Source organism: Corallococcus sp. AB045, assembly GCF_003668895.1.
GTDB lineage: Bacteria > Myxococcota > Myxococcia > Myxococcales > Myxococcaceae > Corallococcus > Corallococcus coralloides.
Genome location: NZ_RAWN01000042.1, coordinates 46,162 through 57,274, shown reverse-complemented (window position 1 = coordinate 57,274; position 11,113 = coordinate 46,162). Strand labels below are relative to the sequence as shown.

At 71.3% G+C, this 11,113-nt stretch carries 12 protein-coding genes; 9 read left to right on the top strand and 3 right to left on the bottom strand.

Annotation, left to right across the window (positions count from 1 at the left end; translation table 11 throughout):
* Positions 1–140: 140 nt before the first annotated feature.
* The 5 genes from D7Y21_RS12915 (at position 141) to D7Y21_RS12895 (ending at position 5,280) form a co-directional block, all read left to right on the top strand.
* Complete coding sequence (locus tag D7Y21_RS12915) at positions 141–1,163, top strand: hypothetical protein (protein WP_120562476.1); 1,023 nt, start codon at positions 141–143, stop codon at positions 1,161–1,163.
* Positions 1,164–1,293: 130 nt separating this feature from the next.
* The gene (locus tag D7Y21_RS12910) at positions 1,294–1,977 is read left to right on the top strand and encodes a DUF4142 domain-containing protein (RefSeq protein WP_158619221.1); all 684 of its coding nucleotides are present in this window, start codon (positions 1,294–1,296) and stop codon (positions 1,975–1,977) included.
* A 76-nt stretch (positions 1,978–2,053) separates the two neighbouring features.
* Entirely contained in the window at positions 2,054–3,025 is a 972-nt protein-coding gene (locus D7Y21_RS12905; protein WP_147469265.1) for a hypothetical protein, read from the top strand.
* Between the two features lie 15 nt (positions 3,026–3,040).
* Entirely contained in the window at positions 3,041–3,790 is a 750-nt protein-coding gene (locus D7Y21_RS12900) for an ATP-binding cassette domain-containing protein (RefSeq protein WP_121713438.1), read from the top strand.
* Entirely contained in the window at positions 3,790–5,280 is a 1,491-nt protein-coding gene (locus D7Y21_RS12895; RefSeq protein ID WP_121713436.1) for a glycine betaine ABC transporter substrate-binding protein, read from the top strand. Before D7Y21_RS12900 ends, D7Y21_RS12895 begins: the two co-directional genes overlap by 1 nt.
* A gap of 3 nt (positions 5,281–5,283) precedes the next feature.
* Here D7Y21_RS12895 and D7Y21_RS12890 read toward each other — a convergent pair whose 3' ends face one another.
* On the bottom strand, positions 5,284–6,258 hold the full coding sequence (locus D7Y21_RS12890; protein ID WP_121713424.1) for a COX15/CtaA family protein: 975 nt from the start codon (positions 6,256–6,258) through the stop codon (positions 5,284–5,286).
* A 147-nt stretch (positions 6,259–6,405) separates the two neighbouring features.
* Here D7Y21_RS12890 and D7Y21_RS12885 point away from each other — a divergent pair, with 147 nt between their 5' ends.
* On the top strand, positions 6,406–7,530 hold the full coding sequence (locus tag D7Y21_RS12885) for a hypothetical protein (protein ID WP_120562471.1): 1,125 nt from the start codon (positions 6,406–6,408) through the stop codon (positions 7,528–7,530).
* A gap of 14 nt (positions 7,531–7,544) precedes the next feature.
* Here D7Y21_RS12885 and D7Y21_RS12880 read toward each other — a convergent pair whose 3' ends face one another.
* Both D7Y21_RS12880 and D7Y21_RS12875 read right to left on the bottom strand, forming a co-directional pair.
* On the bottom strand, positions 7,545–8,951 hold the full coding sequence (locus D7Y21_RS12880) for an NAD-dependent succinate-semialdehyde dehydrogenase (RefSeq protein ID WP_121713422.1): 1,407 nt from the start codon (positions 8,949–8,951) through the stop codon (positions 7,545–7,547).
* A gap of 108 nt (positions 8,952–9,059) precedes the next feature.
* Complete coding sequence (locus tag D7Y21_RS12875; RefSeq protein ID WP_121713420.1) at positions 9,060–9,524, bottom strand: SMI1/KNR4 family protein; 465 nt, start codon at positions 9,522–9,524, stop codon at positions 9,060–9,062.
* 58 nt (positions 9,525–9,582) lie between these two features.
* On the opposite strand from D7Y21_RS12875, the gene D7Y21_RS12870 reads away from it, so the two are divergent.
* The 3 genes from D7Y21_RS12870 to D7Y21_RS12860 all read left to right on the top strand — a co-directional run bounded on the left by D7Y21_RS12870 (position 9,583) and on the right by D7Y21_RS12860 (position 11,094).
* Positions 9,583–10,095, top strand: a complete 513-nt coding sequence (locus D7Y21_RS12870; RefSeq protein WP_121713418.1) for a hypothetical protein — start codon at positions 9,583–9,585, stop codon at positions 10,093–10,095.
* Positions 10,096–10,234: 139 nt separating this feature from the next.
* Positions 10,235–10,645, top strand: coding sequence for a biopolymer transporter ExbD (locus tag D7Y21_RS12865; protein WP_121713416.1), 411 nt, complete (start codon positions 10,235–10,237; stop codon positions 10,643–10,645).
* Between the two features lie 11 nt (positions 10,646–10,656).
* Positions 10,657–11,094, top strand: a complete 438-nt coding sequence (locus D7Y21_RS12860) for a biopolymer transporter ExbD (RefSeq protein ID WP_121713414.1) — start codon at positions 10,657–10,659, stop codon at positions 11,092–11,094.
* Positions 11,095–11,113 lie beyond the last annotated feature (19 nt).

Sequence of the window (11,113 nt, the reverse complement as noted above, 5' to 3'; positions counted from 1 at the left end):
GTCCCCCGGCCGTACCCCCACCCAGACCTACCGGGTTTCCCGTTACCCACTCGGGAAACCACGAAAAACGTGCTGACACGGGGAGCGAATCACAGCTATTACGTAAGAATACCGTAGCGCTGTTTGGTTAGAGGGGCCCAATGGCGGAAGGGTTGAGCGAGGCGGAGGCCACGCGGCGCGCGTTGGAGGCGTTGCCGGAGGGCCTTCGGGTGCGCTGGGTCCAGGAGGGCCGCGGGGCCTGGGTGCTGGGCTGTCAGGACTCGAGGCCGAACCTGCACGCGCCCCGGGGCGAGGACGTGCTCATCCAGGGCGAGCTGTGGCTGCTGGGCGCGCGCTACGTGGAGGGCGCGGTGCCACGAGGCGCCCTGCGGGTGTGGCTGCTGGAGGGCCCCGTGCGGCACGTGCTGTCCGCGCGCGTGGCGGTGGGCGGCGAGGACCTGACGCTGGGGCTGGGGCCTCCCGGGGCGCGGGTGCCGTCGGCGCGCGTGGTGTGTCAGCGCGTGGAGTGGCGGCCGTACTCGGTCGCGAACGCGGCGCCGCTGGCGGCGGCCTTCGTGGACCTGTGGCGCGGCCTGGGCCGGGGCTCGCGGCTGGAGCGGCTGGGGCTGGAGGTGGACGGCACGGTGGAGGGCTGCGCGCGCGTGTCCCCCTTCGTGGAGGTGGAGCCGGACCGCAAGGGCAACCGCCGCTCCCCGACGCGCCACCCGCTGCCCTCCTTCGAGGCGGCCACGGCGGACGTGCTGCGAGACTGCCGCCTGTGGCTGCGCGCGACGGCGCACGCGCTGACCCGCGAGCCGCCCTTCCTGCGCGAGGTGTACCTGCCCTCCGGCGACGGCGAGCCCCTGCCGCTCCAGGCCAAGGCCGCGAGCGAATCGCTGAGCGCGCTGCTGGAGCGGCGGCTGCGCTGGGCGGAAGGGTGGCTTTCCCCGTCCTCGCTGCTGGAGCTGGAGGTGTCGCGCACGGTGCCCGAGGGCGTGGGCGCCGGAGCCTGCTGGCTCTCCGCGCGCTTCGAGCAGGCGCAGACGGGCGGGATGGCCACCACCGTCACGCTGCTCGACACGCCCACCTTCTCCTCGGATGTGCTGGCGCTCCTGCGCGGCTGGGCCCAGGCCACGGCGCAGGGGCGCGGCGCGGTGGTGCGCGGCCTGTTGCCGGTGGAGTGACGCGGCTTCTTCCCTCGGGCCTCGTACCCGGGGGGAGGGCGCTCAGCCAGGCGGCCCTGGCACCCGGCTTCCGCATCCACACCTTGCCCCCGTCAAACGATCATCCGCGAAGGCGGGGGAGGCAGGGACCATGCGCAAGACGAACTGGAAGACGCGGGCGGTGACGGCGGCGGTCATGACGGGGCTGATGGGCTTCGCGGCCCATGCCGATGACCCGGCCAAGCAGGAAGAGCATGAGACGAAGCGGGGCAAGGCCGTGGGTGAGGCGGCCGCCAAGCGCGTGCAGTACGTGGGCAAGCTGGCCGTCTTCAACAACCGCCAGATCAAACTGGCGCGGCTCGCGGAGCAGCAGGCGTCGGACCCGCAGGTGAAGCAGTTCGCCACCAAGCTGCGCGAGGACCACGAGCAGAGCCAGAGCCGCCTGCGCGACTGGGCCGAGCAGAAGAAGATGGAGGTCAGCGCGCTCACCGACAGCAACATCACCTCCGAGGAGCAGATGGGCACGGGCGGCTCCGGCGTGCAGGAGGGCTACCAGGAGAAGATGCGGGGCACCGGCGAGAAGCTGGGCAAGGCCGTCGACAAGACGACCGAGGAGATCAACGCGCTCCAGGCGAAGCAGGGCCCCGCGTTCGACAAGGCCTTCATGTCGCGCATCGCGGAGGACCAGAAGAAGGGCAAGAGCCTGCTCGAGGAGGGCCACAAGGAGTACAAGAACGACGCCAGCTTCCTGGCGCTCCTGGGCAACGAAGAGCGCGTCGTCAGCGGCAACGAGACGCAGGCGAAGGCGATCGAGAAGCAGCTGAAGAAGCAGTGACCGCGTGTGTAGCGCGGTGGGCGTCGGGCCGACGGGCCGGTTGACTCGGCCGGGTCCGGCGCCTATCCCCTCGCGGATGCGCACGGCACTCGCGGCGATGGGGGTGACATTCGGGGGACTGCTGAGCGCGTGTCTTGCGTCCGCGCCAGTGGCCCACGCGGTCCCGGCCGAGGGCGTGACGCCCTCGGGCCCCTTCGTGGACGACGCGCGCACCCTCTTCGACGGCTGCGTCCCAGTCCCGGACAGCGCCACGTCGCGCACGTACCGCTGCGGCGCGCTCTCCGTGTGGCTGCACGAACAGCCCGGGCTGAGCGAGGCGCAGGCCGTGGACTCCGGCCGTGCCCGCGTCCAGGCTCGGCTGGGCCCGGGCCTCACGGAAGCCCGCGGTGAGCTGCCGCTCGCGGGACAGCCACACCCCTCCCTCCGATTCGAGCAGTGCTCCCGTGAGAACGCCTGCACGGTGGGCGGCTACGTCACGGCGGTGACGCCCTCCGCGGGCCACGTGCGGCAGCTGGGCTGCGTGGTGCGCGACGACGTCCGCGCGGGGCTGGGCCGGTGCCTGGAGCTGTTCGCGTACCTGGCCACGCGGGGCAATCCGGAGGGCGACACGCTGTCGCCGTCGGCGCTCGTCACGCCGCCCCGGCTTCCGTGGCGGGTGCTGTACGTACCGGAGGGCTGCGAGGTCGCGGACGCGACGACGCGCGCGGGGAGGATCCGCTGTGCCGCGTCCACCTTCTCCTGGAGCGTCTTCCTGCCGGTGCTGCCGGGCACGGGCCAGGTGGAGCGCTGGCGCGACCGGAGCGCGGAGGAGCTGCGCGACGCGCTCCCGGGGGCCGGCCCGGTGGAGGTGCGCGACTGCTACGTGGAGGGCCTGGCCACGCGCTGCGTCCGCTTCACCGCGCCCGCACCGGAGGGGGGCGGTGACGTCCAGGTCTGGACCGGCGGCGTGAACTACAAGGGCTGGGGCCTGTTCGCGGCGTGCAGCCTCCCGGCGAGTGCGCCCTTCCTCTTTCCGACCGCCTGCAACGGCGTGTTCGCTCCGCGCTGAAGGGACGTGGCGTTCGTGTTCCTCCTGGAAGGAGTGTCCAAGCGCTTCGGTGCCGCGCAGGCCCTGCACCCGCTGGACTTGGGTCTGCCCAAGGGCGCCACCACGGTGCTCATCGGCCCCAGCGGCTGCGGGAAGTCCACGCTGCTGCGGCTGCTCAACGGCCTGCTCCGGCCCGACACGGGGCGAGTGCTCTTCGACGGACAACCCCTGCCGGAGGCCGCGGACGCATTGCTCGCCGTGCGCCAACGCGTGGGCTACGCGCTCCAGGGCGGAGGCCTGTTCCCGCACCTCACCGGCGCGCGGAACGTCACGCTGATGGCGCGGCACCTGCGCTGGCCGGAGGCGCGGATCCGCGAGCGGCTGGCGCGGTTGGTGGAACTGACGCGCTTCCCGGCGGAGGCGCTGGAGCGCTTCCCGGGAGAGCTCTCCGGAGGCCAGCGGCAGCGCGTGGCGCTGATGCGCGCGCTGATGCTGGACCCGGACGTATTGCTCCTGGATGAACCCCTGGGCGCGTTGGATCCGCTGGTGCGCCATGACCTCCAGACGGACCTGCGCGGCATCTTCGAGCGGCTGGGCAAGACGGTGGTGCTCGTCACGCACGACCTGGCGGAAGCCGCCTTCCTGGGCGACGGCATCGTGCTGATGCGCGAGGGCCAGGTGGTGCAGCAGGGCACGCTGGACGACCTGGAGGCGCGTCCCAAGGATCCGTTCGTCACGCGGTTCATCCAGGCGCAGCGCCCGCTGCCCCTGCGGAGGCAGGGATGATGCGCGCGCTGTCGCTGGCGTGGCTGCTGCTGCTCACCGTCGCGTGCACGAGCACCGAAGGAGGTGACGGGCCCCAGGTGCGCGTGGGGTCCAAGAAATTCACCGAGTCCGTCATCCTCGGGGAGATGGTGACGCAGGTGGCGGAGCACGCTGGCGCGCGGGCAACGCACCGGCGCGAGTTGGGTGGCACCACGGTGTTGTGGGAGGCGCTGCGCCGTGGCGAGCTGGACGCCTATCCCGAGTACACCGGCACGCTGCGGCAGGAACTGCTCGTGGGCCGCGCGCTGCCGGACGACGACGCGCTGAGGAAGGCGCTCGCGGACGAAGGCCTGCGGATGGGCGCGTCGCTGGGCTTCAACAACACCTACGCGCTGGGCATGAAGGAAGCGGAGGCCGAGCGGCTGGGCATCCGCCGCATCTCCGACCTGAAGGCGCACCCGGAGCTGCGCGTGGGCTTCAGCAACGAGTTCATGCAGCGGGGCGACGGCTGGCCCGCGCTGCGCGACGCGTACGGCCTGCCCCAGCGCGACGTGCGCGGCCTGGACCACGACCTGGCGTACCGGGGCATGGAGAGCGGCGCCATCCAGCTCACGGACCTGTACTCCACGGACGCGGAGATCGCCGCCTACGGGCTGCGCGTGCTGGAGGACGACCGGCACCACTTCCCCGCGTACGACGCCGTGCTCCTCTACCGCGCGGACCTGGAGACGCGAGCGCCCCGGGTGGTCCAGGCGCTGCGCCGGCTGGAGGGCTCGCTGACGGAGGCGGAGATGGTCCAGCTCAACGCCCGCGCGCGGCTGGAGCACGTGCCGGAGGCTCGGGTGGCGGCGGACTTCCTCCAGGCTTCACTGGGCCTGACGACGGAGGTGCGCACGGACGGGCGGGGTGCGCGCGTCTGGCAGCGCACGCGCGAGCATTTGTTCCTCGTGGGGCTGTCGTTGATGGCGGCCATCGCGCTGGCCATCCCGCTGGGCGTGGTGGCCGCGCGCCGTCCGCGCCTGGGGCAGGGCGTGCTGGGCCTCTCCAGCGTCATCCAGACGGTGCCGTCGCTGGCGCTGCTGGTGTTCATGATTCCGCTGCTGGGCATCGGCTCGAAGCCGGCCATCGCGGCGCTGTTCCTCTACAGCCTGCTGCCCATCGTGCGGAACACGGCGGCGGGGTTGCAGGGCATCCCGTGGGAGGTGCGCGAATCCGCGGAGGCGCTGGGTCTGCCGTCCGGCGCGAGGCTGTGGCGCATCGAGCTGCCGATGGCGGCGGCGTCCATCCTCGCGGGCATCCAGACGGCGGCGGTCATCAACGTGGGCACCGCCACGCTGGGCGCGCTGGTGGGCGCGGGCGGCTACGGCCAGCCCATCCTCACCGGCATCCGCCTGGACGACGTGGGGCTCATCCTGGAGGGCGCGGTGCCCGCGGCGGTGCTCGCGCTCGCGGTCAGCGGCCTCTTCGAAGCGGTGGCGCGCGTGCTGGTGCCCCGAGGGCTGCGCGGCTGAGCGCTACACCGGCTCCACGCGGGAGGCGGGCTCGGTCGCGGGCTCCAGGCGCGGCGCGTCCTCCGCGAGCCCCGCCGCGCACAGCCGCACCACGCACATCCACACGCAGTCCGCGAGCAGCAGGTGCACCAGCTGCATCGTCACCGGCGCCAGCAGCACCAGGTTGATGATGCCCGCGCACAGCTGCGCCACGTACATGCCGGTGAGCCACGTGGAAGCGCGCCGCACGTCCGGCGAGGGCCGCAGCCGCGCCACCTGACGGCCTCCGAACACCAGCAGCGCGCCCATGGCCACCGCGATGGCCGGGTGGAACATGCGCAGGCGCAAGAGCACGTGCGCCGTCTCCGACAGGTCCTGCTCGAAGCCGTGCGCGAGGCTGGTGGCGGGGAAGAGCGTGTCGCCCAGCGCGGCCACCGCGCCGCTGACGCCCAGCACCAGCATGCCGGCGATGCTCCCGCCGAGCAGCGCGCCCACGACGCCCTGGCCCTGGAGCACCATGCGCGCGCGGCCCTTGGATGACCACACCACCAGCGTCTGCGCGCCCACCAGGAGGAAGGTGTTGGTCAGGTGCACGCCCATCCACACCGCGCGTCCCAGGCGCGCGTCCTGCGCCACGTACTTGAGCAGCACGATGCCCGCGCCCACCAGACCCTCCGTGAGCATGAACACCAGCGCCCAGAACGCCGCGCCGCGGCCCGGGTGGCCCTTGGGGAACTCGCGGCGGGCCCAGACGTAGAGGGCGACGGCGAGCACCGTGGCCAGGCCGCTGGTGACGCGGTGGGTGTACTCGATGAGGGTCTGGATGGTGGGGGCGCGGGGTATCACCTCGCCGTTGCAGACGGGCCAGTGGTCACCGCAGCCCGCGCCGGAGCCGGTGGCGCGCACGAACGCGCCCCAGAGGATGACGCCCAGGGTGTAGAGGAGCACGCCCTGGCTGAACCACTGGAAGCGGCGGGTCGCGGCGGTGGGAAGGGTCATCGTGCCCTCCCAGTACCGCATCCGTTTACAGGGGACCACCGCGTGCCCGTGTCCGCCTGCCCGCCGCGCGCCAATGGCTCAACACCTGCGCTTATGGGGCCACCCACGGCAGTCCCCAACCCGGGGGGAAGTTGTTAGCGTCACCTCGTGCCCCGAGACCGCGAAGCGCCCCCTGCCTCCTCGACCCCTCACGATGCGGCCGAGCGCCTGCGTCGGCTGGAAGCGGCCATCGAGGAGGGACGTGCGCGCAAGGACGCGGCCCTGGAAGGCTGGGTGCGCCGGATGGGCCGCCTGCCCACCGAGAAGGAGCGCGACCGCTGGGAACGGGAGTGGGAGCGCGGCGCGGAGCGGGAGCGCCAGCGGTGGGAGAAGCAGTGGGAGCGCGAGTCGAAGGACGCCCTGCGCCGCGCGGAGCGGCAGGCCAAGCGCGACGCGTACATCTCGCAGCAGCAGGCGCACCGCGATGCGAAGCGCGCGGAGAAGGCGGCGCGGGAGGAGGCCGCGCGAAACCCGGTGGTGGGCGTGGGTCAGCTCGTCGTCGCGCTGGCGTGCGTGGCCACGGTGGTGCGATTGCCGGAGCAGTACTGGTGGCTGGTGTTCGTGGCGCTCGCGTTCTTCAAGGGCGCCGCGAAGCACCTGCGGCCGAGCAACAACCCCCTGCTGACGCGCGTGGAGGAGCCGCCCGCGCCGGTGCTGCCCCAGGCGAAGGTGCCGGAGGCGCCGGCGGATCCGCGCCTGACGCGCGTGGACGCCGTCTGCGAGAAGCTGCTCGCGGAGTTGCGAGCGGGGAAGGGCGTGTTGCAGGAGATGGTGCGCTCGCCGGAGCGCACCGTGCAGGACCTGCGCAAGAGCTGCCACGAGCTCATCCGCCGCGAACGCGAGCTGCGCACGGTGGCGCCGCCGGAGGACGTGCAGCGGCTGGCGGACGAGCGCAAGAAGCTGGAGACGCGCTGGGCCGCGGAGGAGGACGTGGTGGTGCGCGACCGGCTGCGCGCGGCGTTGCAGGTGCTGGATGAGCAGGTGCGCCAGCGCGCGGAGCTGACGAAGGCGGCGGACCGGCTGGAGGCCGAGTTCACGCGGCTCGCGTACACCCTGGAGAACCTCTACGCCCAGGTGCTGCGGGTGCGCTCGGCGGACGCGGCGGACGCGGACGTGGCCGGCGCGGGCCTGCGCCACAGCGTGGAGCAACTGGGCGCGGAGGTGGACGCGGTGACGTCCGCGCTGGAAGAGGTGCACGGCGCGCCCGTGGATGGCCGGGTGCGCACGCGCTGAAGGGCGGTGCGGGGCTATTCGCCCGCGTGCTTCGACGGCGGCGGTGCGCCGGACGCGCCGGTGATGCGGACGGTCTTCGCGTTGACGAACTCGCGGATGCCCAGGTCGGCCAGCTCGCGGCCGTGGCCGGAGTGCTTCACGCCGCCGAAGGGCAGGCGCGCATCGGAGGCGACGAGCGCGTTGACGAACACCATGCCGGCCTCGATGCCGTCGATGAGCCGGCGCTGCTCGTTCGCGTCCTGGGTCCACACGCTGGCGCCCAGGCCGAAGGGCGTCGCGTTGGCCAGCTCGATGGCGTGCTCCAGGTCGCGGGCGCGCAGCAGCGTGGCCACGGGGCCGAAGAGCTCGTCGTGGAAGGCGGGGGCCTTGGGCGGCGGATCCGCCAGGACGGTGGGCGGGTAGAAGTTGCCGGGGCCGCCCTGGGGCTTGCCGCCGAGCAGCAGCCGGGTGCCGGCCTTGACGCTCTCCTGCACCTGGGCGTGCAGCCCTTCGAGGATGCCGGGCGTGGCGAGCGGACCGACGTCGGTCTTCGGATCCATGGGGTCGCCGACCACCATGGTCTTCATGCGTTCGACGAAGCGGCGTTCGAACTCCTGGGCGATGGGTTCGGTGACGATGAAGCGCTTGGCGGCGATGCAGGACTGGCCGTTGTTGATGAGGCGCGCGGACACGGCGGTGTGCACGGCCTTGTCCAGGTCCGCGCTGGGCATGACGATGAACGGGTCGCTGCCGCCCAGCTCCAGGACGACCTTCTTGATGGCACGGCCCGCGGCGGCGCCGACCGCGCGGCCGGCGCCCTCGCTGCCGGTGAGGGTGACGGCCTTCACGCGAGGGTCTTCGATGACGCGGTTCACGTCCGACGTCTCGATGAACAGTGATTGGAAGGCGCCTTCAGGGAAGCCGGCGGTGCGGAAGATTTCTTCGATTGCGATGGCGCACTGGGGCACGTTGCTGGCGTGTTTGAGGAGGCCCACGTTGCCGGCCATGAGGGCGGGGGCGGCGAAGCGCACGACCTGCCAGAAGGGGAAGTTCCACGGCATGATGGCCAGGACGGGGCCCAGGGGCTGGTAGCGCACGAAGGCGGTGTCACCGTCCACGTCGATGGGCGTGTCGCGCAGGAGCTTCTCCGCGCGGGTGACGTAGTAGCGGCACGCGGTGGCGCTCTTGATGGACTCGGCCTTGGCGGCCTCCAGGGGCTTGCCCATCTCCTCCGTCATCATGCGGCCGAAGCGGCCGGCCTCGACTTCGAGGATCTCAGCGGCGCGGCGCATCCAGCGGGCGCGGTCAGCGAAGGACGTCTCGCGGTAGGAGCGGAACGTGTCCGCGGCCCGTTGCAGCTTGCGCTCCAGTTCCTCGGACGAGAGCACGTCGAACGTGCGCAGCGTCTTGCCGGTGGTGGGGCTGATGGTGGCGATGGCCATGTGCGGGTGCCTCCCGGTGAGAACGTCACCGGGTGATAACAGGCCACACCCCCGTGACAATGCCTCCCGGGTCCGAGCGTCCAGGGGCGTACGCCGGACGCCGGTGACTCAGGACTCCAGGACGGTAGGCGACAGCGCATCCGACTGGAGCGCAGAGATGAAGGTGTCGAGGTCTTCCGCCAGCAAATGGACGCTGTTCGTGCCCGGCCGGGCATGCGCGTCCCAATAGAACACCTGGCCCGCTGTGGCACCGGTCACGGACAGGCACACCTTGTCCGCGCCCTCCGTCGTCGCGATGGGGAGCAGCTCTGGGGGGATGCGATCCCGGAAGACCTCCAGGTTCCAGTCCAGGTTGCAGGCTTCGATGGGGTCGTTGAGCCCGAAGAAGAAGTGGACCCGGCCGAACGGATTCCCTGGCAGACCCTGGAGCTTGAAGAGGTCGCGCTCCGGCCGGCCACCATTGCTGGTCAGCAGGAACTCACGAAGCGGGAGTGGGAGCGCGAACCCATATCGCTGCTCGAACGCATCCAGGTCCGCGTTGCTCAGCAATGGTCCACCCTCAGTCGTTCGCATGACCTTGGCCTCGCCTGAGCGTCCTCACTTCTGCTCCAGGTATCCTGCCGAAGGAACCATGACCTATCAGAACGAGTGGCGACCCCGATTCTCCGTTTCACCGCACAGGTCGAGCTATGTCGTGGACGGCCGCCCGGTGGCGGTAGACAACTTGAGCGTCCGCACCATGAACTTCGGCCAGCATTGGCGGACGCCGGGCATCGTCGAGGTGCGCTACGAAGTCATCCTGCCCGGCGCCTACGCCGTGGCGCTGCTCGAACAGGACTGGGTCGAAGTGGTGGAGGATGGTCAGCGCTTTCTCTCGCCGGAACATCCATTGGATCAGGCGCTGCGTGCCCTCGGCTGGCCAGAGCCGGCACGAGCGCTCGCGGACCCTGCGACGGCCCATCTGCTCATCGACTTCTTCGCTCACGAGTTGCTGTTGCGCTGGTTCGACGACGGCGTGCCCACGGCGGCCCCTGGCTTCGTGCTCAACACCGTCGACGAGTTCCGCATGGCTGGTACCGACGTCTGGATCGCGGGCCGAGCGCGCCCCGAGCTCCCTGGAGTGAACCATGCCTTTCAGGACTGATGAGGAACGACCCATCGTCGTCTCTGCCCGGCATCCGTGACCGAATCATGACCGAACCACCGGGTGCCCACGGCCAACGGCATCCAGGCCCCGTGGTCCCATGGCTTCCGACTCGCAGGAGCTCGCGCGGAGGCTGTGCATGGGAATGGCCGTGGGAGGCAGGGGCGGAGTGAAGGCCGACATCAACGTCACCCCATTGGTGGACGTGGTGCTGGTGCTGTTGATCATCTTCATGGTCGTGACGCCGCTGGCCCAGCAGGACAAGGACGTCACCTTGCCCACCGCTCAGGGCGAGCCTCGCGAGAAGCCCGAGCCACTGGTCTTCTCCCTCACCGCCGACAAGGCGCTGTACGTCGGCAAAGAGGCCTTCCCGGACGCCGCGCGCTTCCAGGAACGCGTTCAGCAGGAGCTGCGCGCCCAGCCTGACCGCAAGCTGCTCCTCAAGGCCGATGAGACGCTGACCTGCGGCGACGTGCTCGGGGTGCTGCAACAGTCGCGGGACGCGGGTGCGCTGAAAGTGTCCCTGGGTGTCTCCATGCGGAAGAACTGAGGAGGACCGCCATGCACGCAAGACGCCCATTCGTGGTGAAACCCCCATCCGGTATCCAGTCGGACATCAACATCACGCCGCTCGTGGACGTGGTCCTCGTGCTGTTGATCATCTTCATGGTCGTGACCCCGCTCATGCGCGGGGAGTTCCAGCTCCAGCTCCCGTCCGCGCAGGCCACCCCGACCGAAGAGCCCCCGACGTCGAAGGAGCTGGCCCCCGGCCTCGTGCGCCTCACCGCGGACGGCACGCTCCTCCTGGAGGGCGAGCCCGTGAGCGAAGCCGACTTCGTGCCGCGCCTGCGCGTCTTCCTGGAGGCCCGCCCCAAGGGCCAGCGCGGCCTGTTCTTCCAGCCGGACGCGCGGGCCCCCTACACCCGGCTCATTGTGGCCCTCGACGGGGCGAAGGCCGCCGGGGCCGAGGCCCTGGGCCTGTCCGTCCAGAACCCCTGAGCACCTGGAGCCTGTCCGA

What these genes read in the sequence shown, in the direction of transcription:
- D7Y21_RS12915 (WP_120562476.1), top strand. Translation starts at nt 141, where the DNA reads ATGGCGGAAGGGTTGAGCGAGGCGGAGGCCACGCGGCGCGCGTTGGAG.
- D7Y21_RS12910 (WP_158619221.1), top strand. Translation starts at nt 1,294, where the DNA reads ATGCGCAAGACGAACTGGAAGACGCGGGCGGTGACGGCGGCGGTCATG.
- D7Y21_RS12905 (WP_147469265.1), top strand. Translation starts at nt 2,054, where the DNA reads ATGCGCACGGCACTCGCGGCGATGGGGGTGACATTCGGGGGACTGCTG.
- D7Y21_RS12895 (WP_121713436.1), top strand. Translation starts at nt 3,790, where the DNA reads ATGCGCGCGCTGTCGCTGGCGTGGCTGCTGCTGCTCACCGTCGCGTGC.
- D7Y21_RS12890 (WP_121713424.1), bottom strand. Translation starts at nt 6,258, where the DNA reads ATGACCCTTCCCACCGCCGCGACCCGCCGCTTCCAGTGGTTCAGCCAG.
- D7Y21_RS12880 (WP_121713422.1), bottom strand. Translation starts at nt 8,951, where the DNA reads ATGGCCATCGCCACCATCAGCCCCACCACCGGCAAGACGCTGCGCACG.
- D7Y21_RS12875 (WP_121713420.1), bottom strand. Translation starts at nt 9,524, where the DNA reads ATGCGAACGACTGAGGGTGGACCATTGCTGAGCAACGCGGACCTGGAT.
- D7Y21_RS12870 (WP_121713418.1), top strand. Translation starts at nt 9,583, where the DNA reads ATGACCTATCAGAACGAGTGGCGACCCCGATTCTCCGTTTCACCGCAC.
- D7Y21_RS12865 (WP_121713416.1), top strand. Translation starts at nt 10,235, where the DNA reads ATGGGAATGGCCGTGGGAGGCAGGGGCGGAGTGAAGGCCGACATCAAC.
- D7Y21_RS12860 (WP_121713414.1), top strand. Translation starts at nt 10,657, where the DNA reads ATGCACGCAAGACGCCCATTCGTGGTGAAACCCCCATCCGGTATCCAG.